The 23800-nt window shown below is 67.8% G+C and carries 19 protein-coding genes; 8 read left to right on the top strand and 11 right to left on the bottom strand.

Going from position 1 to position 23800, the window contains the following annotated elements; genetic code table 11:
- Positions 1 to 82: 82 nt before the first annotated feature.
- From LZ009_RS12070 to LZ009_RS12060, 3 genes are read right to left on the bottom strand one after another with little or no spacing between them, the layout of a single operon-like run.
- Positions 83 to 1774, bottom strand: coding sequence for an ABC transporter ATP-binding protein (locus LZ009_RS12070; RefSeq protein ID WP_275698175.1), 1692 nt, complete (start codon positions 1772 to 1774; stop codon positions 83 to 85).
- A gap of 10 nt (positions 1775 to 1784) precedes the next feature.
- A complete protein-coding gene (locus LZ009_RS12065) occupies positions 1785 to 2867 on the bottom strand; it encodes an ABC transporter permease (protein ID WP_275698174.1) in 1083 nt (360 codons plus the stop codon).
- Positions 2864 to 3802, bottom strand: a complete 939-nt coding sequence (locus tag LZ009_RS12060) for an ABC transporter permease (protein WP_275698173.1) — start codon at positions 3800 to 3802, stop codon at positions 2864 to 2866. Before LZ009_RS12060 ends, LZ009_RS12065 begins: the two co-directional genes overlap by 4 nt.
- A 123-nt stretch (positions 3803 to 3925) precedes the next feature.
- Between LZ009_RS12060 and LZ009_RS12055 the strand changes: the two genes are divergently transcribed.
- The 7 genes from LZ009_RS12055 (at position 3926) to LZ009_RS12025 (ending at position 12586) form a co-directional block, all read left to right on the top strand.
- On the top strand, positions 3926 to 5746 hold the full coding sequence (locus LZ009_RS12055; RefSeq protein ID WP_275698172.1) for an ABC transporter substrate-binding protein: 1821 nt from the start codon (positions 3926 to 3928) through the stop codon (positions 5744 to 5746).
- A 25-nt stretch (positions 5747 to 5771) separates the two neighbouring features.
- Positions 5772 to 7385, top strand: coding sequence for a peptide ABC transporter substrate-binding protein (locus LZ009_RS12050; protein ID WP_275698171.1), 1614 nt, complete (start codon positions 5772 to 5774; stop codon positions 7383 to 7385).
- 75 nt (positions 7386 to 7460) lie between these two features.
- The gene (gene oppB, locus LZ009_RS12045) at positions 7461 to 8381 is read left to right on the top strand and encodes an oligopeptide ABC transporter permease OppB (RefSeq protein ID WP_275698170.1); all 921 of its coding nucleotides are present in this window, start codon (positions 7461 to 7463) and stop codon (positions 8379 to 8381) included.
- 2 nt (positions 8382 to 8383) lie between these two features.
- Positions 8384 to 9295: an ABC transporter permease gene (locus LZ009_RS12040; protein ID WP_275698169.1), complete on the top strand. Its 912-nt coding sequence runs from the start codon at positions 8384 to 8386 to the stop codon at positions 9293 to 9295.
- Positions 9295 to 10308: an ABC transporter ATP-binding protein gene (locus tag LZ009_RS12035; RefSeq protein ID WP_275698168.1), complete on the top strand. Its 1014-nt coding sequence runs from the start codon at positions 9295 to 9297 to the stop codon at positions 10306 to 10308. The genes LZ009_RS12040 and LZ009_RS12035 overlap by 1 nt, the downstream gene beginning before the upstream one ends.
- The gene (locus LZ009_RS12030) at positions 10305 to 11288 is read left to right on the top strand and encodes an oligopeptide/dipeptide ABC transporter ATP-binding protein (protein ID WP_275698167.1); all 984 of its coding nucleotides are present in this window, start codon (positions 10305 to 10307) and stop codon (positions 11286 to 11288) included. The genes LZ009_RS12035 and LZ009_RS12030 overlap by 4 nt, the downstream gene beginning before the upstream one ends.
- A complete protein-coding gene (locus tag LZ009_RS12025; protein ID WP_275698166.1) occupies positions 11288 to 12586 on the top strand; it encodes an MFS transporter in 1299 nt (432 codons plus the stop codon). The genes LZ009_RS12030 and LZ009_RS12025 overlap by 1 nt, the downstream gene beginning before the upstream one ends.
- A 181-nt stretch (positions 12587 to 12767) precedes the next feature.
- Here LZ009_RS12025 and LZ009_RS12020 read toward each other — a convergent pair whose 3' ends face one another.
- The 5 genes from LZ009_RS12020 to LZ009_RS12000 all read right to left on the bottom strand — a co-directional run bounded on the left by LZ009_RS12020 (position 12768) and on the right by LZ009_RS12000 (position 18363).
- Positions 12768 to 15674 carry a TonB-dependent receptor gene (locus LZ009_RS12020; RefSeq protein ID WP_275698165.1) on the bottom strand — a complete coding sequence of 969 codons (2907 nt, stop codon included), beginning with the start codon at positions 15672 to 15674 and terminating at the stop codon, positions 12768 to 12770.
- Positions 15675 to 15953: 279 nt separating this feature from the next.
- On the bottom strand, positions 15954 to 16610 hold the full coding sequence (locus tag LZ009_RS12015) for an energy transducer TonB (RefSeq protein WP_275698164.1): 657 nt from the start codon (positions 16608 to 16610) through the stop codon (positions 15954 to 15956).
- Positions 16607 to 17026, bottom strand: a complete 420-nt coding sequence (locus tag LZ009_RS12010) for an ExbD/TolR family protein (RefSeq protein ID WP_275698163.1) — start codon at positions 17024 to 17026, stop codon at positions 16607 to 16609. The genes LZ009_RS12015 and LZ009_RS12010 overlap by 4 nt, the downstream gene beginning before the upstream one ends.
- Positions 17027 to 17046: 20 nt before the next feature.
- Positions 17047 to 17472 carry an ExbD/TolR family protein gene (locus LZ009_RS12005; RefSeq protein WP_275698162.1) on the bottom strand — a complete coding sequence of 142 codons (426 nt, stop codon included), beginning with the start codon at positions 17470 to 17472 and terminating at the stop codon, positions 17047 to 17049.
- 27 nt (positions 17473 to 17499) lie between these two features.
- A complete protein-coding gene (locus LZ009_RS12000; protein WP_275698161.1) occupies positions 17500 to 18363 on the bottom strand; it encodes a MotA/TolQ/ExbB proton channel family protein in 864 nt (287 codons plus the stop codon).
- 234 nt (positions 18364 to 18597) lie between these two features.
- Between LZ009_RS12000 and fabI the strand changes: the two genes are divergently transcribed.
- Complete coding sequence (fabI, locus tag LZ009_RS11995) at positions 18598 to 19380, top strand: enoyl-ACP reductase FabI (RefSeq protein ID WP_275698160.1); 783 nt, start codon at positions 18598 to 18600, stop codon at positions 19378 to 19380.
- A gap of 3 nt (positions 19381 to 19383) precedes the next feature.
- Here the strand turns inward: fabI and LZ009_RS11990 are convergent, their stop codons facing one another.
- From LZ009_RS11990 to LZ009_RS11980, 3 genes are read right to left on the bottom strand one after another with little or no spacing between them, the layout of a single operon-like run.
- Entirely contained in the window at positions 19384 to 20481 is a 1098-nt protein-coding gene (locus LZ009_RS11990) for a serine/threonine-protein kinase (RefSeq protein WP_275698159.1), read from the bottom strand.
- Positions 20478 to 21410 (bottom strand): PEGA domain-containing protein, encoded by a 933-nt coding sequence (locus LZ009_RS11985; protein ID WP_275698158.1) that lies wholly within the window; start codon positions 21408 to 21410, stop codon positions 20478 to 20480. The genes LZ009_RS11990 and LZ009_RS11985 overlap by 4 nt, the downstream gene beginning before the upstream one ends.
- A 5-nt stretch (positions 21411 to 21415) precedes the next feature.
- Positions 21416 to 23746, bottom strand: coding sequence for a Tex family protein (locus LZ009_RS11980; RefSeq protein ID WP_275698157.1), 2331 nt, complete (start codon positions 23744 to 23746; stop codon positions 21416 to 21418).
- Between the last annotated feature and the right edge of the window lie 54 nt (positions 23747 to 23800).

Genomic DNA, 23800 nt, shown 5'->3' with positions numbered 1-23800 from the left:
GCGACAGGCTGCATTCCGGCGCGACGAAGCGCTGGAAAGCGGGGTTGGCCGGCCGCCCCTGGTGCGCGAAAACCACGGTTTTCTACGCGGCGACGGGCGCCCGGCGGCTTTCCAGGCCGTGCGGGATGGCTGCCAGCAGCTGCAGCGTGTACGGATGCTGCGGCTTTTCGTAGATGGCCTGGGCGCTGCCCTGCTCCACGATCTCGCCCTGGTTCATGACCAGGATGTCGTCGGCCATGTACTTCACCACCGCCAGGTCGTGCGAGATGAACAGGTAGGTCAGGCCGAATTCGTCCTGCAGGTCCAGCAGCAGGTTGAGCACCGTGGCCTGGACGCTCACGTCCAGCGCGCTGACGCTCTCGTCGCAGATGATCACCTCGGGCCGCAGCGTCAGGCAGCGGGCGATGGCGATGCGCTGGCGCTGGCCCCCGGAGAACTCGTGCGGGTACTTGCCGAAGGCCGTGGCCGGCAGGCCTACCTTCTGCAGCCAGCCCAGGGCCAGCCGGGCGCGCTCGTCGTCGTCCTTGCCGATGCCATGGATGCGCATCGGCTCCATCAGGATCTGGCCGACCGTGAAGCGCGGGTTCAGGCTGGCGTACGGGTTCTGGAAGATGATCTGGATCTTCCGGCGCCAGTCGCGCATCGCCTTGGCATCCAGCTTGGCGAGGTCCGTGCCCTCGAAGTGGATGCTGCCGGCGGTGGGATCGGTCAGGCGCGTGAGCAGCATGCCGATGGTGGTCTTGCCGGAGCCCGACTCGCCCACCACGCCCAGCGTGCGGCCCTTGTAGAGCGCGAAGTCGGCCTGCTTCACCGCATGCACCGTCTTGCGCTTGAACAGGCCTTCCTTGAGCGAATAGGCCTTCTGCAGGCCCGCCACCGCGATCAGCGGCGCGCTGCCGGCGGGCGCCGCGACGCGGTCGCCCCCCTGCGGCACGCGGCCGTTCACCATGTCGTCGATCACCGGCAGGCGGCGCGGCCTGGCATCCAGGCGCGGGCGGCAGGCCATCAAGGCCTTGGTGTAGGCGTCCTGCGGCGCGCGGAACACCTGCTCGGTGGTGCCGCGCTCACGCACCTCGCCGTGGCGCATCACCACCACCTGGTCGGCGAACTCGCCCACCAGGCCCAGGTCGTGGCTGATGAACAGCACGCTCATCTTCTTGCGCTCCTGCAGGCGGGCCAGCAGGTCGACGATCTGGCGCTGCACGGTGACGTCGAGCGCGGTGGTCGGCTCGTCGGCGATCAGCAGCTTGGGCTCGCAGGCGATCGCCATGGCGATCATCACGCGCTGCTGCTGGCCACCCGAGAGCTCGTGCGGATAAGCGTTCAGGCGGGCGCGCGGCTCGGGGATGCCCACTTCGTTGAGCAGTTCCAGGGCGCGTTCGCGCGCCTGGCGCGCGCTCATGCCCATGTGGATGCGCAGGGTCTCGGCGATCTGCTCGCCCACGGTGAACACCGGGTTGAGCGAGCTCATGGGCTCCTGGAACACCACCGAGATGTCCTTGCCGCGCAGGCGCCGCATCTCTTCCTCGGGCACGTGCAGCAGGTCGCGGCCTTCGTACACGATCTGGCTTTGCGGCGCGACTTCGGCATTGGCCGGCAGGAGGCGCACGATGCTCATGGCGCTCACGCTCTTGCCGCTGCCGGACTCGCCGACCAGGGCCACGGTGCTGTTGGCGGGAACCGCGAAGCTGACGCCGCGCACGGCTTCGGTGCGCTCGTTCTTGCCGACGCGGAAGGCGACCCGCAGGTCGCGAACTTCGATCAAAGGAGTCATGGGATTCGGCTCAGCGCAGTTTCGGGTCCATCGCGTCGCGCAGCGCATCGGTGAGCAGCGCGAAGGCGGTGACGAAGGTGGCCATGAAGGCCGTCGCGGCGACGAGCTGCCACCACTTGCCGAGCACCAGCTCGGACTGCGCCTCGGCCAGCATGGTGCCCCAGCTGACCATGTCGATCGGCACGCCCAGCCCCAGGAAGGAGAGGATGACCTCGGCCTTGATGAAGGAAACGACGTGCAGGCTCAATTGCACCAGCACCACGTGGCTGACGTTCGGCAGGATGTGGCCGAACATGCGCGCGCGGTGGCCGGCGCCGATCGCCTCGGCCGCCCGCACGTATTCGCGCGAGCGGTGCTTCATGTACTCGGCGCGCACGAGGCGGTAGATGCCGGTCCAGCCGACCACGCCGAGGATCAGCACCACCGGCACGATGCCGCTGGAGAAGTGCTTGGCCAATGGCCCCGACTTGAACAACGCGGCCAGCGCGAAGATCAGCAGGATGTAGGGCACCGAGGTGAAGACGTTGTAGACCCACTCGAGGAAGTCGTCGAAGCGGCCGCCGAAGTAGCCGGCAAAGGCCCCCAGCACCGTGCCGATCAAGGTGGCGACGAAGGCCGCGAAGATGCCCACCAGGATGGAGATCTGCGCGCCCTTGATGGCCTTGGCGAGCACGTCGCGGCCGATGCGGTCGGCGCCGAAGGCGAGCGTCGTCGCCTTCACGCTGCTGTCCGTCTTGACCTTGCCGGCCCGCTCGTTCCATTCGGCGTAGCGCGGGGCCAGCGGGTCGATGTCGCTGATGTCGACGTTGGGCGGCCGCGGCGCGTTGACCGCGGCCACCTGCTGCGGGTCGGCGCCCACGAAGGACGGCGGCGCGAACGGCACGGCCATCTCGCGGTTCCAGTTGGCGCCCAGCAGGCCGACCTGCGCGAGCAGCACCATCACCAGGAAGGCCAGCACGACCCACAGCGACGCCATGCCGACGCGGTCGGCGCGCAGGCGCCGCCAGGCCTGGGTCCAGACGCTGGGCGAATGCGGCAGCGCTTCGGGCAGCGCGGGCGCGGCCACTTCGACTTCGGAAAGGACCGCGCTCATTTCAGCACCACCCGGGGGTCGACCCACTTGTACATCACGTCGGTCAGGAGGTTGATCACCATGGTCAGCGCCGCCAGGTAGATGGTGACGGCCTGGATCACCGGGTAGTCACCGCGGCTGACCGCGCCGTAGACCTCGCGGCCCAGGCCCGGGATGGAGAAGAACACCTCGATCAGGAAGGAGCCGATGAAGACACCGGGCAGCTGCGTCGCCACGTTGGTCAGGATCGGGATCATGGCGTTGCGCAGCACGTGCTTGAACAGGATCGCGTTCTCGCTCACGCCCTTGGCGCGCGCGGTGCGCACGTAGTCGTGGCCGATCTCGTCGAGGAAGAAGCTGCGGTACAGGCGCGTCTGCGGCGCCAGGCTGACCAGCACCGCCAGCAGCACCGGCAGCGGCGCGTAGACCGCCAGGTTGGTCCACACGCTGTTGCTCCAGCCCTGCACCGGGAACCAGCCGAGGCGGAAGGCGAACAGGTACTGGCCGACGATCACGTAGACCAGGAAGCTGATGGAGAGCGCCACGGTGGTGATCATCATCACGGCGCGGTCGGTCAGGCTGCCGCGCACGTAGGCGACGGCGAGCCCGCAGACGATGGCCAGCCCCACCTCGAGCACCAGGATCGGGATCATGATGGTCAGTGTGGCCGGCAGGCGGGTGGCGAAGATGTTGGAGATGGTCTCCTTGGTCGCCCAGCTGCTGCCCCAGTCGAAGGTCAGCACTTTAGAGACGAACATCCAAAGCTGCGTCCAGACCGGCAGGTCCAGCCCGAGCTGCTTGCGGATGGAGGCGATCTGCTCCGGCGTGGCCTGGAGGCCGCCGAGGATCTCGGCCGGATCGTCCCCGAAGTAATGGAAGAGGAAGAACACCAGCAGGATCACGCCCGCCAGCGTGGGGATCATCTGCAGGATCCGCCGCAAGAGATACGACAACATAGGGGTCCGGAAAGTGCCTGTGAACGCGCTTTTGGCACGCTTCTAGGGAAAACCGCTCATGGCGGCACGCAAGGCGCGGATTATGCTTGCGGGTTTACCGTTCCAGTATTGGTGTTTCCAAGCATGAATCCCAAAACCTGGGCGTGGGTCACGAGCCTGTGCCTGGCGTTGGCAGCTGTCACAACCCCGTCAGACGCCCAGCCTTCCTCCCCCGCCCCGCAGTCCGAGAAGATCTTCCGCTATTCGTTCCCCGTCGCCGAGACCGGGTTCGATCCGGCGCAGATCAGCGACCTCTATTCCGCCATCCTGCTGGCGAACCTGCTGGATGCGCCCTACGAGTACGACTACCTGGCGCGCCCGGCCAAGGTGAAGCCCAACCTGGCGGAGGCGATGCCGGAGGTGTCGTCGGATTTCCGCACCTTCACCTTCCGGCTGAAGAAGGGCATCTACTTCACCGACGACCCTGCCTTCAACGGCAAGAAGCGCGAAGCCACGGCGGCCGATTTCGTCTACAGCTACAAGCGCTACTACGATCCCAAGAACAAGAGCCCGCGCTATTCCAGCCTGGCCGAGGAAGGCATCCTGGGCCTGGAGGAACTGCGCAAGAAGGCGGAGGCCACGGGCAAGTTCGACTACGACACCGAGGTCGAAGGCCTGAAGGCGCTGGACCGCTACACGGTGCAGGTCAAGCTGAAGGAAACCCGTCCGCGCTTCGTGCTCACCCTGGCCGACCCCGGCGTGCTGGGCCTGGTGGCGCGCGAAGTCGTCGAGAAGTACGGCGAACACATCATGGAGCACCCGGTCGGCACCGGCCCCTTCATCCTGCAGGAATGGAAGCGCTCCTCCAAGATCACGCTGGTGCGCAACCCGAGCTACCGCGAGAAGCTCTATGAGGCGGAGCCGCCCGCCGACGACGCCGAGGCGCAGAAGATCTACGCGCAGATGAAGGGCCGCAAGCTGCCGATGGTCGACAAGGTGGTGGTGACCATCATCGACCAGCAGCAGCCGCGCTGGCTCTCCTTCCTGAACAACGAGCAGGACTTCATGGAGCGGCTGCAGGAGAACTTCGCCCTGCAGGCGGTGCCGAACAACAAGCTCGCGCCCAACCTCGCCAAGCGGGGCATCCAGGTCGCGCAGACGCCGCTGTCGGACATCACGATGTTCTACTTCAACATGAACCACCCGGTGGTCGGCGGCTACACGCCCGAGAAGGTGGCGTTGCGCCGCGCCCTCGCCCTGGCGGTCAACAGCGACGAGGAAGTGCGGCTGGCGCGCCGCAACCAGGCGATGGTGGCCAACAGCTTCGTGATGCCCAACACCATGAGCTTCGACCCGAAGTTCCGCTCCGAGATGGGCACCTTCGACCGCGCCCGCGCCATCGCCCTGCTGGACATGTACGGCTACGTCGACCGCGACGGCGACGGCTGGCGCGACCTGCCCGACGGCAAGCCGCTGGTGCTGGAGTACGACACGCTGGGCACCGAGGACTACCGCGAGCGCGACGAGCTGATGAAGAAGAACTTCGACGCGATCGGCGTGAAGATCAGCTACCGCATCGGCAAGTGGCCCGAGCAGCTGCGGGCCTCGCGCTCCGGCAAGCTGATGATGTGGGGCTACGGCCTGTCCGCCGGCTCGCCGAACAGCGGCTCCGTGCTGGAACTCGCCTACGGCCCGTCGGCCGGCCAGCAGAACCACTCGCGCTTCAAGAATGCGAAGTTCGACGCGCTGTACGAGAAGCAGGCCATCATGCCGGACGGCCCCGAGCGCGACGCGGTGATCCGCGACGCGGTGCGCATCCTGGTGGCCTACATGCCGATCAAGCTGCGCGTGCACCGCATCGGCACCGACCTGATGCAGCCCTGGCTGGTCGGCTACAAGCGCCATCCCTTCGCCCGCGAATTCTGGTCCTACGTGGACATCGACACCGCGCGCCTGCCCCATTGATTCCAGAGGAAGAGAGAGGAAAACGATGAAACTGAACACCATCGCCCGCATGGGCTTGCTGGCGGCCCTGGTCGCCCTCGCCTACCCCGCGGCTGCCGCCGTCGTCCCCGCCGGCACGCAGCTGCATGCCACCCAGACCCTGATCCGCAACAACGGCTCCGAGCCGGAGTCGCTCGATCCGGCCATCGCCGAATCGGTGGGCGCGAACAACATCACGCGCGACCTGTTCGAGGGCCTGACTGCCAACGACGCCGACGGCAAGATCGTCCCGGGCGTGGCCGAGAGCTGGAAGCAGATCAACCCCACCACCTGGGTCTTCAAGCTGCGTCCCAACGCCAAGTGGTCCAACGGCGAGCAGGTGACGGCGCAGGACTTCGTCTACGGCATCCGCCGCTTCCTGGACCCGAAGACGGCCTCCAACTACGCCTCCACCTACGGCGTGTTCCTGCTCAATGGCGCCGAAGCCGCCGCCGGCAAGAAGCCGACCTCCGAAGTCGGCGTGAAGGCGCTCGACAAGCTCACGCTGGAAGTGAAGACCTCGCAGCCCGTGACCTTCCTGCCCGGCCTGATGTCCAACAACAACCTGGGCGCGCTGCACCAGGCGAGCGTCGAGAAGTTCGGCAAGGACTGGACCAAGCCCGGCAACCTGGTGAGCAACGGCGCCTACGTGCTCAAGGAGTGGCAGGTCAACTCCAAGGTGGTGATCGAGAAGAATCCGCAGTACTGGGACGCGGCCAACGTGCAGCTCACGCGCGTGACCTACCTGCCGGTGGAAGACGGCAACGCCGACGTCAAGCTGTTCGAAAGCGGCCAGAACGAATGGGTCTACCAGCTGCCGCCCGGCACCTACGAATCGGCGAAGAAGCAGTTCCCCAAGGACGTGCGCAACGCCCCGATGCTGGGCCTGCGCTACTACTCCTTCCAGACCCAGAGCCCCGCCTTCAAGGACATCCGCGTGCGCAAGGCGCTGTCGATGGTGATCGACCGCGACATCCTGTCGCAGAAGGTCACGGCCGACGGCCAGAGCCCCGCCTATGGCCTGATCGTCAAGGGCATGGAAGGCGCCGACAACAGCGACTACGACTGGGCCAGGTGGCCGATGGCGCAGAAGGTCGCCGAGGCGAAGAAGCTGCTGGAAGCCGCCGGCGTCAAGCCCGGCACCAAGTACACCTTCTCGTACAACACGAGCGAGTACCACAAGAAGATGGCCATCTTCGCCCAGTCCGAGTGGAAGTCCAAGCTGGGCATCAACATCGAACTGGAGGCGATGGAGTTCAAGGTGCTGCTGAAGAAGCGCCATGACGGCGCCTTCGAGATCGCCCGCAACGGCTTCATCGCCGACTACAACGATGCCACCAACTTCCTGGCCCTGGTGCGCTGCGACTCGGACCAGAACAACAACTTCAACTGCAACCGCCAGGCCGAGAAGCTGATCATCGAGGGCACGTCGCAGACCGACGCCGCCAAGCGCAAGCAGCTCCTGACCCAGGCCACCAAGATGATCATGGAAGACTACCCGATCATCCCGCTGGTGCAGTACAGCCTGCCGCGGCTGGTAAAATCGTACGTCGGCGGGTACTCGCTGGAAAACGCGCAAGACCGTTTCCGCAGCAAGGACCTGTACATCATCAAGCACTGACCGTCCCACCGGACAGAGTCATCGGCAGCCCCGCGGCGACCCCGCGGGGCTGTTTTGCGAAAGAGGCCCCCACCCATGTGGTCCTATGTCCTGCGTCGCCTGCTGGCGACCATTCCCACCCTGCTGGCGGTCATCACCGCCAGCTACCTGCTGCTGCACGCGGCCCCGGGCGGCCCCTTCGATTCGGAAAAGCAGGTCTCGGCGGCCGTGCTCGCCAACCTGCAGGCCAAGTACCACCTCGACCTGCCCCTGTGGAAGCAGTACCTGCTGTACCTGAACAACCTGCTGCACGGTGACCTGGGCGCGTCGTTCCGCTACGCCGACTGGTCGGTCAACGAGCTGGTAGCCAAGGCGCTGCCGGTGTCGCTGGCGATCGGCGGCATTGCCATGCTGGTGTCGCTGCTGGTGGGCATCACGCTGGGCATCGTCGCGGCGCTGCGCCAGAACAGCTTTGCCGACTTCATCGTCATGCTGCTGGCCAACATCGGCAGCGTGATCCCGTCCTTCGTGATCGGCCCGGTGATGGTGCTGGTGTTCGCGCTCTGGCTGCGCTGGCTGCCCGCCGGCGGCTGGGAGAACTTCGACTGGCGCTACATGGCCATGCCGATCGCCCTGCTGACGCTGATCAACGTGGCCACCATCGGCCGCGTGATGCGCGGCAGCCTGATCGAGGTGATGAAGAGCAACTTCATCCGCACCGCCCGCGCCAAGGGCCTGCCCACGCGCACCGTGGTGCTGCGCCACGCGCTCAAGCCCGCGCTGCTGCCGGTGGTGTCGGTGCTGAGCCCGCTGGCGATCTCCTCCATCACCGCCGCCCTGGTGACCGAGACGGTGTTCTCGCTGCCCGGCATCGGCAAGCTGATCGTCAACGGCGCCGGCAACCGCGACTACACGCTGGTGCTGGGCCTCGTCGTGCTGATCACGGTGATCGCGGTCACGCTCAACTTGCTGGTGGACCTCGCGTACGCCGCGCTCGACCCGAAGATCCGCTACTGAACATGCTCTTTTCCTTCCGCCGCGACGCCCTCGTCGAAGAACTTGCCGCGCTGCCGGTCGGGCCGGGCCGGCGCAGCCCCTGGGCCGACGCGCGCCGCCGCTTCCTGCACAACAAGGCCGCGGTCGCCAGCCTGGCGGTGCTGCTGCTGATCACGCTGCTCTGCGCCGTCGGGCCGACGATCCTGCCGAACGCCTTCGACAGCACCGACTGGGACGCCATGAAACTGCCGCCCACGCTGCACAACATGCACTGGTGGGGCACCGACGAATCGGGCCGCGACCTGCTGGTGCGCTGCCTGGTCGGCGGCCGCATCTCGCTGATGGTGGGCTTGCTCGCCACCCTCGCCTCGGTGGCCGTGGGCATTGCCTGGGGCGCGACGGCCGGCTTCATCGGCGGGCGCACGGACGCTTTCATGATGCGCTTCGTCGACATGATGTACGCCATCCCCTACCTGCTGATCGCCATCCTGCTGGTGACGGTGCTGGGCCGCGAGTTCTACCTGGTGGTGATCGCGATCACGGCCTTCTCCTGGATGGACATGGCGCGTGTCGTGCGCGGCCAGACGCTCTCGCTGCGCTCCATGGAGTTCGTCCAGGCGGCGCGCGCCATCGGCGTCAGCACGCCGCGCATCATCTTCGGCCACGTGGTGCCCAACCTGCTGGGCGTGGTGGTGATCTACACCACCGTCACCGTGCCCGGCGTGATCCTGACCGAGTCGGTGCTGTCCTTCCTGGGCCTGGGCATCCAGGAGCCCATGACCAGCTGGGGCGTGCTGATCCACGACGGGACGAACGTGATGGAAGAGGTGCCCTGGATGCTGCTGTTCCCCGGCGCCATGCTGTCGATCACGCTCTACTGCTTCAACTTCATCGGCGACGGTCTGCGCGACGCCTTCGACCCCAAGGAACGCTGATGGCAGCCGCTCCCAACACCCCCCTGCTGCGGGTGGACGACCTGAGCGTCCGCTTCCAGGTGCCCGAGGGCGAAGTCAACGCCGTCAACGGCATCAGCTTCACCCTGGAGAAGGGCCAGACCTTCGGCATCGTCGGCGAAAGCGGTTCCGGCAAGAGCCAGACCATGCTGGCGCTCATGGGCCTGCTCTCGGGCAACGGCCGCGCGGGCGGCCACGCCTGGTACCAGGGCGAGGACCTCCTCGCGCTCACGCCGCAGAAGCTGAACAAGATCCGCGGCAACCGCATCGCGATGATCTTCCAGGACCCGATGACGGCGCTGAACCCCTACCTGACGGTGGAACGCCAGATGACCGAGGTGCTGGAGCTGCACAAGGGCCTGACGCGCCGCAGCGCCCGCACGCTGGCGATCCAGACGCTCGAGTCCGTGAGCATCCCCGACGCGGCGCGCCGCATCACGATGTACCCGCACGAGTTCTCCGGCGGCATGCGCCAGCGGATCATGATCGCGATGGCGCTGCTGTGCCAGCCCGACCTGCTGATCGCCGACGAGCCGACCACCGCGCTCGACGTGACGGTGCAGGCCCAGACCATGCAGCTGATGCGCGACCTGCAGCGCGAATACGGCACCGCGATCATCCTCATCACGCACGACCTCGGCGTGGTCGCCGGCCTGTGCGACCAGGTGATGGTGATGTACGGCGGCCGCATCATGGAAGAAGGCAGCGCCGACAACATCTTCTACCACCCGACGCATCCTTACACGCGCGGGCTGCTGGAAGCGGTGCCGCGCCTGGACCAGGGCGGCGCGCCGTTGGTGGCCATTCCCGGCCAGCCGCCCAACATGCTGCACCTGCCCAAGGGCTGCCCGTTCACCGAACGCTGCGAATGGGTGCTGCCGCAGTGCGCATCGCAGATGCCGCCGCTGGTGCCGTCCGGCGCCGTGCTGCGCGCCTGCCACCGCGATCCGGCCGATGTCATTGCGTTCCGCCCGCAGGTGAAGGAGGCCGCATGAGCGCCGTGCCTTTGCTGTCCGTGCGTGACCTGCACGTGGACTTCAAGGTCAAGGCGACCAGCGCCCTGCCCTGGAGCAAGCCCTCGGCCCTGCGCGCCGTCAACGGCGTGGGCTTCGACCTGTTCCCGGGCGAGACGCTCGGGCTGGTCGGCGAGTCCGGCTGCGGCAAGTCGACCCTGGCACGCGCGGTGCTGAACCTGGTGCCGGCCACCAGCGGCAGCGTGAAGTGGTTCGGCACCGAAATGGTGGGCGCGGACCACGACGCCTGGCAGAAAGTGCGCAAGCAGGTGCAGGTGGTGTTCCAGGACCCGCTGGCTTCGCTGAACCCGCGCATGAACATCGCGCAGATCGTCGGCGAGCCGCTGCGCACCCACGAGCCGGAGCTGCCGGCCGCCGAGGTGCTGGCGCGCGTCAAGGCGATGCTGCACCGCGTGGGCCTGAACGACACGCACCTGTATCGCTATCCGCACGAGTTTTCCGGCGGCCAGTGCCAGCGCATCGGCATCGCCCGCGCGCTGATCCTGCGCCCGCGCGTGCTGGTGTGCGACGAACCCCTGTCGGCGCTCGACGTGTCGATCCAGGCCCAGATCGTCAACCTGCTGCAGGACCTGCAGCGCGAGATGGGCCTGGCGCTGCTCTTCATCGCGCACGACCTGGCGGTGGTCAAGCACGTCAGCCAGCGCGTGCTGGTGATGTACCTGGGGCGGACGATGGAGCTGGGCGAAAAGGCCGCGCTCTACGCCGACCCCAAGCATCCTTACACGCAGGCACTGCAGGCCGCGGTGCCGGTGCCCGATCCGCGCCTGGAGCGCCACAAGCAGGTCCAGCTGCTCAAGGGCGACATCCCCTCGCCCATCGCGCCGCCGAGCGGCTGCGTGTTCCGCACGCGCTGCCCGCATGCCTTCGACCGCTGCGCGGTGGAGGTCCCGCCCCTGAAGACCGTGGCCGCCGGCGACGAAGCGGCCTGCTGGCTGTATTGATGGACAGCGACGCGCAGGCCCGCTCCTGGCTCGCCGAGCGCGCCGCGCGCCTCGCGCTGCCCAGCACCGACCTCCTGCGCGACGCGGTCTACCGGCGCCTCTGGCTGTCGATCCTGATCAGCTCCTTCGGGGCGCAGGTGACCATGCTGGCGATCCCGCTGACGGCGGCGGTGCTGCTGCACGCCACGCCTTCGCAGATGGGCTACCTCACGGCGATGGAGCTGCTGCCCTTCGCGCTGTTCTCGCTGCCGGCCGGCGTCTGGCTCGATCGCGTGCGCAAGCTGCCGGTGTACATCAGCGGCGAACTGCTCGTGGCCGGCACGCTGGCCACGGTGCCGCTCGCCTGGATGCTGGGCTGGCTGGGCCTGCCCTACATGTACTTCGTGGCCTTCGTGATCGGCTGCGTGGTCGTCTGCGCCGGCACGGCCGCGCAGATCGTGCTCACGCAGATCGTGCCGCGCAGCCGCCTGGTGGAGGCGCACGCCCGCAACGCGCTGGCGAGTTCCGCGGCCGACGTCGCCGGCCCCGGCCTGGCGGGTGCGCTGATCCGCCTGGTGGGCGCGCCGGCGGCCTTGCTGGCCGATGCCTTCATGCTGCTGGCCAGCGTCACCATCCTGCGCAAGCTGCCGGTGGTGGAGCCGCCCCTGGAAGGTGCGCCTGCGCCCTTTGGCGGGGCGCTGAAGGCCGGCCTGCGCTTCGTGCGGCACACCCACCTGCTGGTCGTGATGGCGCTGCTGGTGGGCGCCTGGCAGCTTTGCCACCATGCCGCGATGGTGGTGCAGATCCTCTTCGCGACGCGCGAGCTCGGCTTGAACGAGCGCCAGGTCGGCCTGTGCTACATCGGCGTCGGGCTGGGCACGGTGGCCGGCAGCGCCTTCGGCAACCGGATCTCGCGCCGCCTGGGCGTCGGGCCCACGTTGCTGCTGGGTTTTGCGATCTGCGGCGCCGGCTGGCTGCAGCTGGCTTTCGCGCCCGCCAATGCGTGGGGCGTCGCTTCCTTCGTGGGGATGCTCACCTGCTTCGGCTTCGGGGCGGTGCTGATGTTCATCAACTTCCTGGCCCTGCGCCAGGCCGTCACGCCCGTGCCCTTGCTGGGGCGCATGACCAGCACCATGCGCTGGCTGATCCTGCTGCCGGCCCTGCCCGGCGCGCTGCTGGGGGGCACGCTGGGCGAGCACCTGGGCCTGCGCTGGTCGCTGGCCGCCGCGGGCGCCGGCGCGCTTCTGTTGGCCTTGGTAGGGCTGCGCTGGACCATGCTGCGCGGCTTGCGCGTGCTGCCCGAGCCCGCGCCGCACTGAGCATCTTGTCATTGCGGGCTTGACCCGCAATCCAGCCCCGCGGCCGATCAACTGCCTTCCCTGGATCCCGGCTCGAGGCCGGGATGACCAACGACCCGCCCAAAAAAAAATCCACCGCCGAAGCGGTGGATTTCCTTGGTGTGCAAGAAGCCCGGCTCGCGCCGGGCCGCTCAAGTCCCGATCAGAACTTGTGCTTCATGCCCACGCGCCAGAAGCGGCCGATGGCGCCCGAGTAGTCGAGCGGGTTGTAGCCGATCGCGCCGTAGGTCTCGTAGTCAGACGGCGGCTTGGAGTCGAACACGTTCTGGACGGAACCGAAGATCTCGGTGTTCTTGCCCAGGCGGTACAGCACGGACAGGTCCAGGGTGGTGAAGGACTTCACCTTGCAGCCGTCCGGGGCATCGTTGCCGTTCAGGAAGGTCTGCGCGCAGGCGGTGTCGGACTTCTCCAGCTTGTTGGACATCGAGCCGCGATAGTTCACGATCGCGCCCAGGCGCCACTGGTTCCAGTCCCAGCTGCCGACGAACTGGATGCGGTCCTTCGGCGTGCCCATGCAGTTGGTGATGTTGCAGTCGCCGTGCGTGCCCGCGTAGTCGTGGGCGACGCCGGTGCTGTCCACCACGCGCTGCGTGAACAGGTGCGTCCAGGTCAGGGTGCCGTTCAGGCGGCCCATGCCGTCGCCGAGGTCCCAGCGGTGCTTCAGTTCGACGTCGAGGCCGTTCGTCTTGCTGGAAGCCGAGTTCTCGAACGACACGAAGCCGGTCAGGATCGCCCCCGGGTCCGTCGGGGTGACGGCGGTGGCCGGATCACGCGTGTACTGGCCGTTGTCCACGGCTTGCTGCGGGTCCTGGATCACCGGCAGGCCGGTGCGGCGGATTTCCCACAGGTCGGCCGTCAGGCTGGTCTTGGGGGTGATGTCCCACACCGCGCCCAGCGTGAAGCTCTTCGACTTTTCCGGCTCCAGGTCCGGGTTGCCGCGCTGCACGAACGTCGGGGCGACGTTCAGGCACTGCGAGTTCGGCACGCCGGCGGCGCAACGCACGTTGTCGTTGACCACGGCGCCACCGAAGGCGGCGATGGAGGACGTGCTGTTCTCCGCGAAGCCGGGGGCCCGGAAGCCTTCGGCGTACGTGCCGCGCAGGGCCAGGTTGTCGATCGGGCGCCACTTCGCGCCGACCTTCGGCGTGAACGCGCTGCCGGCGTCGGAGTAGTGGTCGGCACGCAGGGCGGCGCTCAGCTCCAGGCGCTTGGTGACCGGGAACAGGGCTTCCGTGAACAGCGCGTAGATGTTGCGGTCGCCGCTGTACTTGGTGAGGGAAACGCCGATGTAGTCGCCCAGGCCCGAGTAGAACGGCAGGTTGTTGGCTTCGTGGCGGACTTCGCCGCCGATCGCCAGGCCGATGGCGCCGCCATCGAGCTTGCCGAGTTCGGTCGAAGCCTTGAAGTCGATGCCGTACTGCTTCGAGAAGCCCGAACGGGACTGGTCGGCCAGCAGCGCGTTGTACATCGCCGGCGAGTTCATCCAGGCGTTCTCGCCGATGCGCCAGAAGGTGCCGGCCGGCAGCGCGGCGTAGGCGGCGCTGTTGGCGGTGGCGGCAGCGACGTTGGCCGCGGTCGGGTTCAGCAGGGCGTTGGAAACGCGCCAGTTGATCCGCTTCTCGGACGTGTCCGTCTGCTTGACTTCGGAGTAGCTCAGGGCGGTGTCGTAGTCCCAGTTCGAAACGGAACCCTTCACGCCGGCAACGACGCGCACGGTGTGGCTGTCGGAGCTGTTGATGTTGGGGCCGATCTCGAAGCCGGGGTTGTACGACAGGCGCGCGGCGGTGCCGAAGTACGGGTTGTCCGGGTGCGCAGCGCCCAGCTGGGTGGCCGCGGTGTTGGAGATCACGTCACCGGCGGGGGTGAAGATCGTGCCGCTCGGGACCAGGGGCGTGTTCTGGATGCGCGAGTGCATCTGGTAGTAGCCCAGCTCGACGAAGCCTTCGGTCTGCGCGTTGATCGCCTTGGTGAAGCGGCCGAAGAAGCTGCCCGAGTTCATGTCCGGCTGGACCTGGCCGAACTGCTGCCACATGTCGTTGATGCAGGCGCCGTTCGGGTTGTTCTGCGGGATGTTCGCGTGCGAAGCGCAGAAGGCGGCCGCGTTCGGCATGGTGCGGGTGAAGCCCACGCCTGCCGGATCCTGGCGGCTGTAGTAGTCCAGCGTCACCGGGTTGCGCACGTTGCCGATCAGGGACTGGCTCGCGCTGTTGTTCTGGCGCACGCCGCCGACCGACGGGATCCAGCCGTTGCCGCCGTAGCGGTTGATGTTGTTGCCGGGGCCGCCGTTCGGGTCGAAGCCCTGGGTGCCGATGGCGGACACGCCGACGGAATTGCGGCCGGTGCGGTCCTTGTAGTAGATCGCGTTCTTCTTCGAGATTTCGGCGTTCAGGATCAGGTTCCAGCCGTCCTTCTCGATGTCGCCCATGCCGTGGGTCAGCGACAGGCGGCCTTCGGAGCCGTCGCCCTCTTCGGCGATGCCGCCGGTGGCCTTGACGACCGTACCGACGTAGTTCTTCTTCAGGATGATGTTGACCACGCCGGCGACGGCGTCGGAGCCGTAGATGGCGGAGGCGCCGTCCTTCAGGACTTCGACGCGCTCGACGGCTTCCATCGGGATCTGGTTCAGGTCGACGAACGCGCGCTGGGCGTCATCGGCGAGCACCGACGAAGCGACACGGCGGCCGTTGATCAGGACCAGGGTCGCGTTCGCGCCCAGGCCACGCAGCGAGATGCCCGACGCGGTGGCGCCGGCGAAGCCGCGGCCATACGTGAACGGCACCGAACCCTGGCTGTCGGCGGTGAGCGTCTGCAGGTATTCGCCGACCGTAGCCTTGCCGGACTGGTCGATTTCATCCTTGCTGATCACCTGGACCGGCGAAGCGGTCTCGGCGTCGGAGCGGCGGATGCTGGAACCCGTCACCTCCACGCGTTGCAGCGTTTGCTGGGCAAACACCACCTGGGGCGCCACCATGGCCGCGGATCCGCAGATCGCGACGAGGGCCGCGTGGGCGACCACGGTCCTTCTGAAGTTTCTATTGTCGGAATTCATGAACTCTCCTGCTGACGTTTTCAAGCCGCCCTGCGCTTCTGGCACGGGACGCCCTCGGGGTTGGCACGGCACGACCCTTTATCCGAGTCATGCCGGCTGGGGACACACTCTGGCACAGGCTTCACAGCGGGTCACTTGGTAATTGACCCTGTATGACCGTTTTGTGGCGTCGAAACATCGGCGTACCAAAGGCACCAAAAGCAAGCGGACCCGCGCGATGCCGCCTGGCTGTGCGCCATGCGTCATCACGGGGTCCGTCGTGCCCTGGATTTGGGCGGACTAGAACTTGAAGTTGAACTCTTGGATCGCGATGCCGTCGCCTTGCGACTGGCACTTGTATTGCATGATGGTTTCACGCACGACGCTGTGGAACACGCGCGGCCCGGACAGGATGGTCACGTCCGTGATCGCGCCGTCCTTCAGCGTGATCTGCGCCTTCACCAGGCCCTCGATCTTGTCGCGCGTCGCCGCGCGCGGCATCTCGGGCGGATTGATGTTGGAGCACGCGATGGCCACGTCGATACGCTTCGGGCCCACCGGCGCCGGCGGGGCCGGCGGCGGCGGCGGAGCGATCACCGGCGGGGCCGGCGGCGGCGTCTGCACCGACTGGATCACCGGCGCGTTCGTCTGGGCTGGAGGCGTCACCTCCGGCGGCGGCACGAAGGGCGGCGGCGGCGCTTTCTCCACCCGCGGTTCGACCTTCTCGATCTTCTTCGGGGGCGGCGGCGGCGGAGGCGGAGGCGGCGGGATGATCACTTCCTGGATCACCACCGCTTCCAGCGGCTTCTTGATCAATTCCAGGCCCTTGCGGGCGGTGCCCGTGACCAGGGCCCAGAGGATGATCGCGTGCAGCACGATGACGGCCAGCCAGCCGATCGCGCGGCGGCGGGGGTTGCCCCCGCCGTAGGAGCGTCGATGGGAGATGTGGTCGGTCATTTGACGAACTGCTCGCTGCCGATCACGGCCATCTTGGTGAGGCCCTTGCGCTTGGACGAGGACAGCACGTTCGCGAACACCGCGTACTGGCAGTCCTTGTTGGGGCGCAGGTGGATTTCCGGCTGGCTCGGAAGCTGGCCGACCTCGGACATTTTCTGGTCGAGTTCAGCGGCGGTCACCGGCAGGCCCTGCCAGTAGACGACGCTCTTCTCGTCGATGTCGATCTGCACCTTCTCGGGCTTGATCGCGTTTTCCGGCGGCGTGCCGACCGGCATCTCCAGGTTCACCGCGTGAAGCTGGATGGGGATGGTGATGATCAGCATCACGAGGAGCACCAGCATGACGTCGATCAGCGGCGTCGTGTTGATGTCCATCATGACCTCAGGATCGGTCCCCCTGCGGGATTTGAGTCCCATGTTGAATTCTCCGGGGAACGTCAGCCGCCCAGGGGCGGCGGCTCGGTGATGAATGCGACCTTGGTGATGCCGGCGCGCTGGCACGCGTAGAGGATCTTCCCCACGCCTTCGTAGCGGCCGTTGCTGTCGCCGCGGATCTGCACCTCGGGCTGCGGCTTCATGGCCGACACCTTCTTCAGCTTGACGACCAGCGACTCGACGTCGCCGACTTTCGCGTCGTACCAGAAGATGTTGCCCGCCTTGTCGACCGAGATCACGATGTTCTCGGGCTTGGTCTCACGCACTTCCACGCGTTCCTTGGGCAGCTGCACCGGGATCGACGTGGTGACCACGGGAATCGTGATCAGGAAGATGATGAGCAGCACCAGCATCACGTCCACGAGGGGCGTGGTGTTGATGGCGGAAATGACGGAATCGTCGTCGGATGAACCGACTGCCATCGCCATGGGATTGCTCCGGCTGCGGCGGCAGGTTTAGGCGGCGCGGCCGGCGGAGCCGACCATCACTGCGTTGAGCTCTTCGCTGAACTCGCGCACTTCGTCCATGATCGCCTTGTTGCGGCGGGCCAGCCAGTTGTAGGCGAGCACGGCGGGAATGGCGACGGCCAGGCCGATGGCGGTCATGATCAGCGCTTCACCCACGGGGCCGGCGACCTTGTCGATCGAGGCCTGGCCGGAGATGCCGATGGCGGTCAGCGCGTGGTAGATGCCCCACACCGTGCCGAACAGGCCGACGAAGGGGGAGGTGGAACCGACGGTGGCCAGGAAGGCCAGGCCCTTCTGGGTGGACGCCTGCACGCGGTCGACGGCGGCCGTGATGCTCATCGGGATCCACTCGTTCATCGGGATGTGCGTCTTCAGGCCGCCGTGGTCGGTGGTCGCATTGGCGCCGGCTTCGGCGATGAAGCGGTAGGCGCTGTTCTTCTCCAGCGAGTTGGCGGCTTCGCGCACCGACTTGGCGTCCCAGAATTTCTTTTCGACCGTGCGGGCCTGGCGGGTCATCTTGGTCTGCTCCAGCAGCTTGACCACCAGGATGTACCAGGAGCCGACGCTCATGATGGCCAGCAGGACCAGCACGGAGCGGGCGATCAGGTCGGAACCCTTCCACAGGGCTTCGATGCCGTAGGGGTTGTCGAGGGCTTCGCCATTCTTCGGGGCGGCGGCGGAGGCGACCGGGGCGGCGGGGGCGACGGCGGCCGGGGCAGCGGCGGGAGCGGCTGCGGCGGGCGCGGAGGCGGCCGGGGCGGGGGTCTGGGCTTGGGCGAGGGGGGAACCGGCGACGCTCAGGGCGACAAGCGCTGCGCCCAGGACGGCGCGAAGATGGCTGATCAGAAACATAGGTCCTTCTATCCGTGGTGCTGGAGCGAGATCGGTCGCTCGACAAAGAAAGGCCGGCGTCCTTGGTGGTGAACGCCGGCCCGGGCGGCAGTATAGGCGGCTCGAGGGGGGGGTTTCCCGGGTAATCCTAAGGAGTAACCCCAACTCCCGTCGAGCAATTCACGTCAATGTCGCCTGAGCCCCCCGTGGACGACCACGTGCGAAAATCGTGCCTATCCTGACAAAGAGAAAACCATGAGCTTCCTGAAGGGCAAGAAACTGCTGATCACCGGCGTGCTGTCGAACCGGTCCATCGCCTATGGCATCGCCAAGGCCTGCCACGCGCAAGGCGCCGAGCTGGCCTTCAGCTACGTCGGCGAGCGCTTCAAGGACCGCATCACCGAATTCGCGGCCGATTTCGACTCGAAGCTGGTGTTCGACTGCGACGTCGGCGACGACGCCCAGATCGAGAAGCTGTTCGCCGACCTGTCGGCCACCTGGCCGAAATTCGACGGCTTCGTGCATGCCATCGGCTTCGCCCCGCGCGAGGCGATCGCCGGCGACTTCCTGGACGGCCTGTCGCGCGAGGGCTTCAAGATCGCGCACGACATCAGTGCCTACAGCTTCCCGGCGATGGCCAAGGCGGCCCTGCCCTACCTCAATCCGCAGTCGGCGCTGCTCACCCTGACCTACCTGGGCGCGATCCGCACCGTGCCGAACTACAACACCATGGGCCTGGCCAAGGCCTCGCTGGAAGCCTCGGTGCGCTACCTGGCGGACTCGCTGGGCCCCAAGGGCATCCGCGTCAACGGCATCAGCGCCGGCCCCATCAAGACGCTGGCGGCCAGCGGCATCAAGGGCTTCGGCAAGATCCTGTCGGTGGTGGCCGAGACCTCGCCGATCCGCCGCAACGTGACGATCGAGGACGTGGGCAACGTGGCGGCCTTCCTGCTGTCCGACCTGGCCGGCGGCGTGACGGCGGAGATCACGTACGTCGACGGTGGCTTCAGCCACGTGGTCGGCGGCATCGCCGAATAAGGATCAGGCCAGGGCGATCGCCACGGCGCCCGCCAGCGCCGCCACGTACACCAGCGGCCAGACCAGCGCCTGCAGCCAGGCGCCGCCCGGCGGCTGGCCCGCTTCGGTCGCCTCCAGCAGCCCCTGGATGGCCTCGCGCGAATCGAACTCGCGCGCCGGCAGCCAGCTGGCTTGGGAAACCGCCGGCGCGTCGCTGCGCACCGTCGCCGAGAGGATGGTGGCTTCCCCGACGCCGCCGGTGGTCGCCAGCGGCTGCACGGGCGCCGGTGGCACCACGCCGGTGCGGCATGCCTCGAGGTCGCGCGCCATCTCCCGCGCGTCCTGGTAGCGCGCGGCGGGGTTCTTCTGCATCGCGCGGGCCAGCACCAGGTCCAGCAAGGGCGGCAAGGCAGGATTCAGCCGCGTGGCCGGCGTCGCCGTGGTGTGGAGGATGTCGTACAGCAGGTTGGCCAGCTCCGCGCCGCCGAAGGCTGGCTGGCCCGTGACCATCTCGTAGAGCATCGAGCCGAGCGAGAAGATGTCGCTGCGCGGGTCCACCGCGTGGCCCGCCACCTGCTCCGGCGACATGTACTTGGGCGAGCCGAGCATCACGCCGCTGCGCGTGCGCACCTCCGAGGCCTGCACGCGTGCGACGCCGAAGTCCATGATCTTCGCGTGCCGCCCGTCCAGCACCATGATGTTGGACGGCTTGATGTCCCGGTGGACCACGCCGCGCGCATGGGCCGCAGCCAGGCCCTCGGCCACCTGCGCCGCGATGTCGAGCGCAAGCGGCGGAGGCAGCAGGCCGGCGGACATCAGCGTGCGCAGTTCGGTGCCGCGCAGCACCTCCATGGCGATGTACAGCCAGTCGCCTTCGCGGCCGAGGTCGTAGATCGTGATGACGTTGGGATGGCTCAGGCCGCCGGCGGCCTTGGCTTCCTGGCGGAAGCGGCCTTCGTGCTCCGCGCGGTCGGCGGAGTCGGCCGGCAGCAGCATCGCCTTGACGGCCACCTGCCGCTGCAGCGATTCGTCCTCCGCCAGGTACACGATGCCCATGGCACCGCGCCCCAGCTCCTCGAGCAGGCGGTAGCGGCCGAAATGGGTAAACGGAGGCGGGTTCATTTGAGCTTGTCCAGCCAGGACTTCACCTTGTCGATCGCCTTGGCCTGCGCGGTCTGCGGCGGCGGGGGCGAGGTGCGGCGCGGCGCGGGCGGCGCCACCGGGGCGACGAAGGTGTGCTTCAGCTCCAGTTCCTCGCCGGGCAGCAGGTTGACGTCCATGGTGACCGGCTTCAGGCGGCCGCTGCGCAGCTCGATCGAGTGCGGGCCCGCGGGAATCGACAGGCGTGCCAGCGGCGGCGCCGTTCCCTTGAGCTCGCCGTCGACGTACACCTCGCCGACCGGCTTGATCTCGATGGTGATGATGGCGGGCCGTGCCGCCGCTTCCATTTCCAGGCGCAGCGTGCGGCCCACGTAGCCCGCGCCCAGCACCAGTGCGACGCCGGCGATGCCGAACAAGGAGCGCCACACGGCACGCCGCCGCGCGGCCGCCGGATCGAAGGCATAGAGCCGCTGCGAACGCATGCGTTCGTCGACGAAGTCCCCCGCGGACCGCAAGGCTCGCGCGCGCCGCGGCGAACCGGCCGCCAGCGCTTCGCGGAACGGGAACGACGCCAGCAAAGGATGTTCGTTGGCGAAAGCGGCCACTTCCGCCGCGGTCTGCAGGCCTTCGCCGGCCAGCCGCGCGCCGCCGACCGCGTCGGCCTCGGCCTTCACCGGCCCGTAATGCAGGCCGATCGCCACGTCCTCGTCGCGGCAGGCCTCGGCAGCCTGCTGCGCGGCCTGCAGGGCCAGTGCCGGGTCGCCCCGGCCCACGATGGCCAGGCCGTCGGGTGCCTCGAGCACCACGCGCTGGTCGTCGCGCCAGGGCGCGAGCGCCTGCCGCGCGGCGGCCTGCAGGGCCTCGCGCCGGCGTGCCTGCTCGGCCACCGGCTGCTCGTGGAAAGCGCGCAGCCGCAGGAACAGCACGCTTGCCGGCACCGGGATGGCCATGGCGTTTATTTTCGCAGCCCTTGCAGCTTGGCGAATGCGCCCTGCATCGCGCCGTTGATCTGCGGATTGGCCGGCGCGCGCTGGCCGCGGGCCGCGCCCTCGAAGCGGTTGTCGCGCGGGCCGCCCGGTCCCCTTCCACGTTCGGTCGGCGTGCCCAGCTTCATGGTCAGGCTGATGCGCTTGCGGGCGGCGTCCACCTCGAGCACCTTCACCTTGACGATGTCGCCGGTCTTCACCACCTCGCGCGCGTCGGTGACGAACTTGTGCGAGAGCTGGCTCACGTGCACCAGGCCGTCCTGGTGCACGCCCAGGTCGACGAAGGCGCCGAAGGCCGCCACGTTGCTGACCGTGCCTTCCAGCTCCATGCCGGGCTGCAGGTCCTTGATGTCGTCGACGCCGTCGTTGAAGCGCGCCACCTTGAAGTCGGGGCGCGGATCGCGGCCCGGCTTCTCCAGCTCGCCCAGGATGTCCTTGACCGTGATGACGCCGAACTTCTCGTTGGCGAACAGCTCGGGCTTGAGCGTCTTGAGCATGTCGGCGCGGCCTATGACTTCCTGCACCGGCTTCTTCACGGTCTCGAGGATCTTCTCGACCACCGGATAGGTCTCGGGGTGCACGCCGGTCATGTCCAGCGGGTTCTCGCCGCCGCGGATGCGCAGGAAGCCCGCGCTCTGCTCGAAGGTCTTGGGGCCCAGGCCCGTCACCTGCAGCAGCTGCTGGCGGCTCCTGAAAGCGCCGTTCGATTCGCGCCATTGCACGACCGACTTGGCCACCGTCGTCGACAGGCCCGACACGCGCGAGAGCAGCGGTGCGCTGGCGGTGTTCAGGTCGACGCCGACCTTGTTCACGCAATCCTCGACCACCGCGTCCAGCATGCGGGCCAGTTCGCTCTGGTTCACGTCGTGCTGGTACTGGCCGACGCCGATCGCCTTGGGCTCGATCTTCACCAGCTCGGCCAGCGGGTCCTGCAGGCGGCGCGCGATGCTGGCGGCGCCGCGCAGGCTCACGTCCACCGTGGGCATTTCCTGCGAGGCGTATTCGCTCGCGGAGTAGACCGAGGCGCCGGCCTCGCTCACCACCACGCGCTGGATGTCGCCCTCGAGGCGCTTGGTGAGATCCGCCGCCAGCTTGTCGGTCTCGCGGCTGGCGGTGCCGTTGCCGATGGCGATCAGGTTCACGCCGTGCTTGCGGGCCAGTTGGCCCAGCGTGTGCAGCGAGCCCTCCCAGTCCTTGCGCGGCTCGTGCGGGTACACGGTCGCCGTGTCGACCAGCTTGCCGGTCGCATCGACCACCGCCACCTTGACGCCGGTGCGGATGCCCGGGTCCAGGCCCATCACGACACGCGGGCCGGCCGGCGCGGCCAGCAGCAGGTCGCGCAGGTTCTCGGCGAAGACCTTGATCGCGACCTTCTCGGCTTCCTCGCGCAGGCGGGCGAACAAGTCGCGCTCGGTCGAGAGCGACAGCTTCACGCGCCACGTCCAGGCGACGCACTTGCGCAGCAGGTCGTCGGCCTTGCGCGCCGCGTGGCTCCAGCCCAGGTGCAGAGCGATCTTGCCTTCGGCGATCGAAGGCTTGCCCGGCTCGGGCTCGACCGGCAAGGCCAGCTTGGCTTCGAGGACCTCGAGCGCGCGGCCGCGGAACACGGCCAGCGCGCGGTGCGACGGCACGCGGCCGACCGGCTCGTCGTAGTCGAAGTAGTCGCGGAACTTGGCGACGTCGGGATTGTTTTCGTCCTTGCCGGCGGCCAGCTTGGACTTGAGCAGGCCTTCGCTCCACAGCCATTCGCGCAGCGACTGCACCAGCACCGCGTCCTCGGCCCAGCGCTCGGACAGGATGTCGCGCACGCCGTCGAGCACCGCCGGCACGGTGGTGAAGTCTTCGCCGCCCTCGCCTTTTTCCTTCTTGACGAAAGCGCTGGCCTCGGCGGCCGGGTCCCGCGTGGGATCGGCCCACAGCAGGTCGGCCAGGGGCTCGATGCCGGCCTCGCGGGCGATCTGGCCCTTGGTGCGGCGGCGCGGCTTGTAGGGCAGGTAGAGGTCTTCCAGCTCCTGCTTGGTGGGCGCCGCTTCGATGGCGGCGCGCAGTTCGGGGGTGAGCTTGCCCTGCTCGTCGATGCTCTTGAGCACCGCCTCGCGCCGCTCCTCGAGCTCGCGCAGGTAGGCCAGCCGGGCCTCGAGTTCGCGCAGGTGGTTGTCGTCGAGGCCGCCGGTGGCCTCCTTCCGGTAGCGGGCAATGAACGGCACGCTGGCGCCCCCGTCGAGCAACTCGACGGCCGCGCGCACCTGCCCCTCCTGCACCCGGAGTTCAGCGGCAATCTGCCGCAGGATCTTTTGCATTCTGTAACTGCTGGGGAACAACGGGAATGCGCGCGAGTTTGCCACACGCTCCGT

The organism is Ramlibacter paludis (assembly GCF_022012305.1).
GTDB classification, from domain to species: Bacteria; Pseudomonadota; Gammaproteobacteria; order Burkholderiales; family Burkholderiaceae_C; genus Ramlibacter; species Ramlibacter paludis.
The sequence above is the reverse complement of the archived record's forward strand: the minus strand, read 5'-3'. Positions and strand labels throughout refer to the sequence as shown.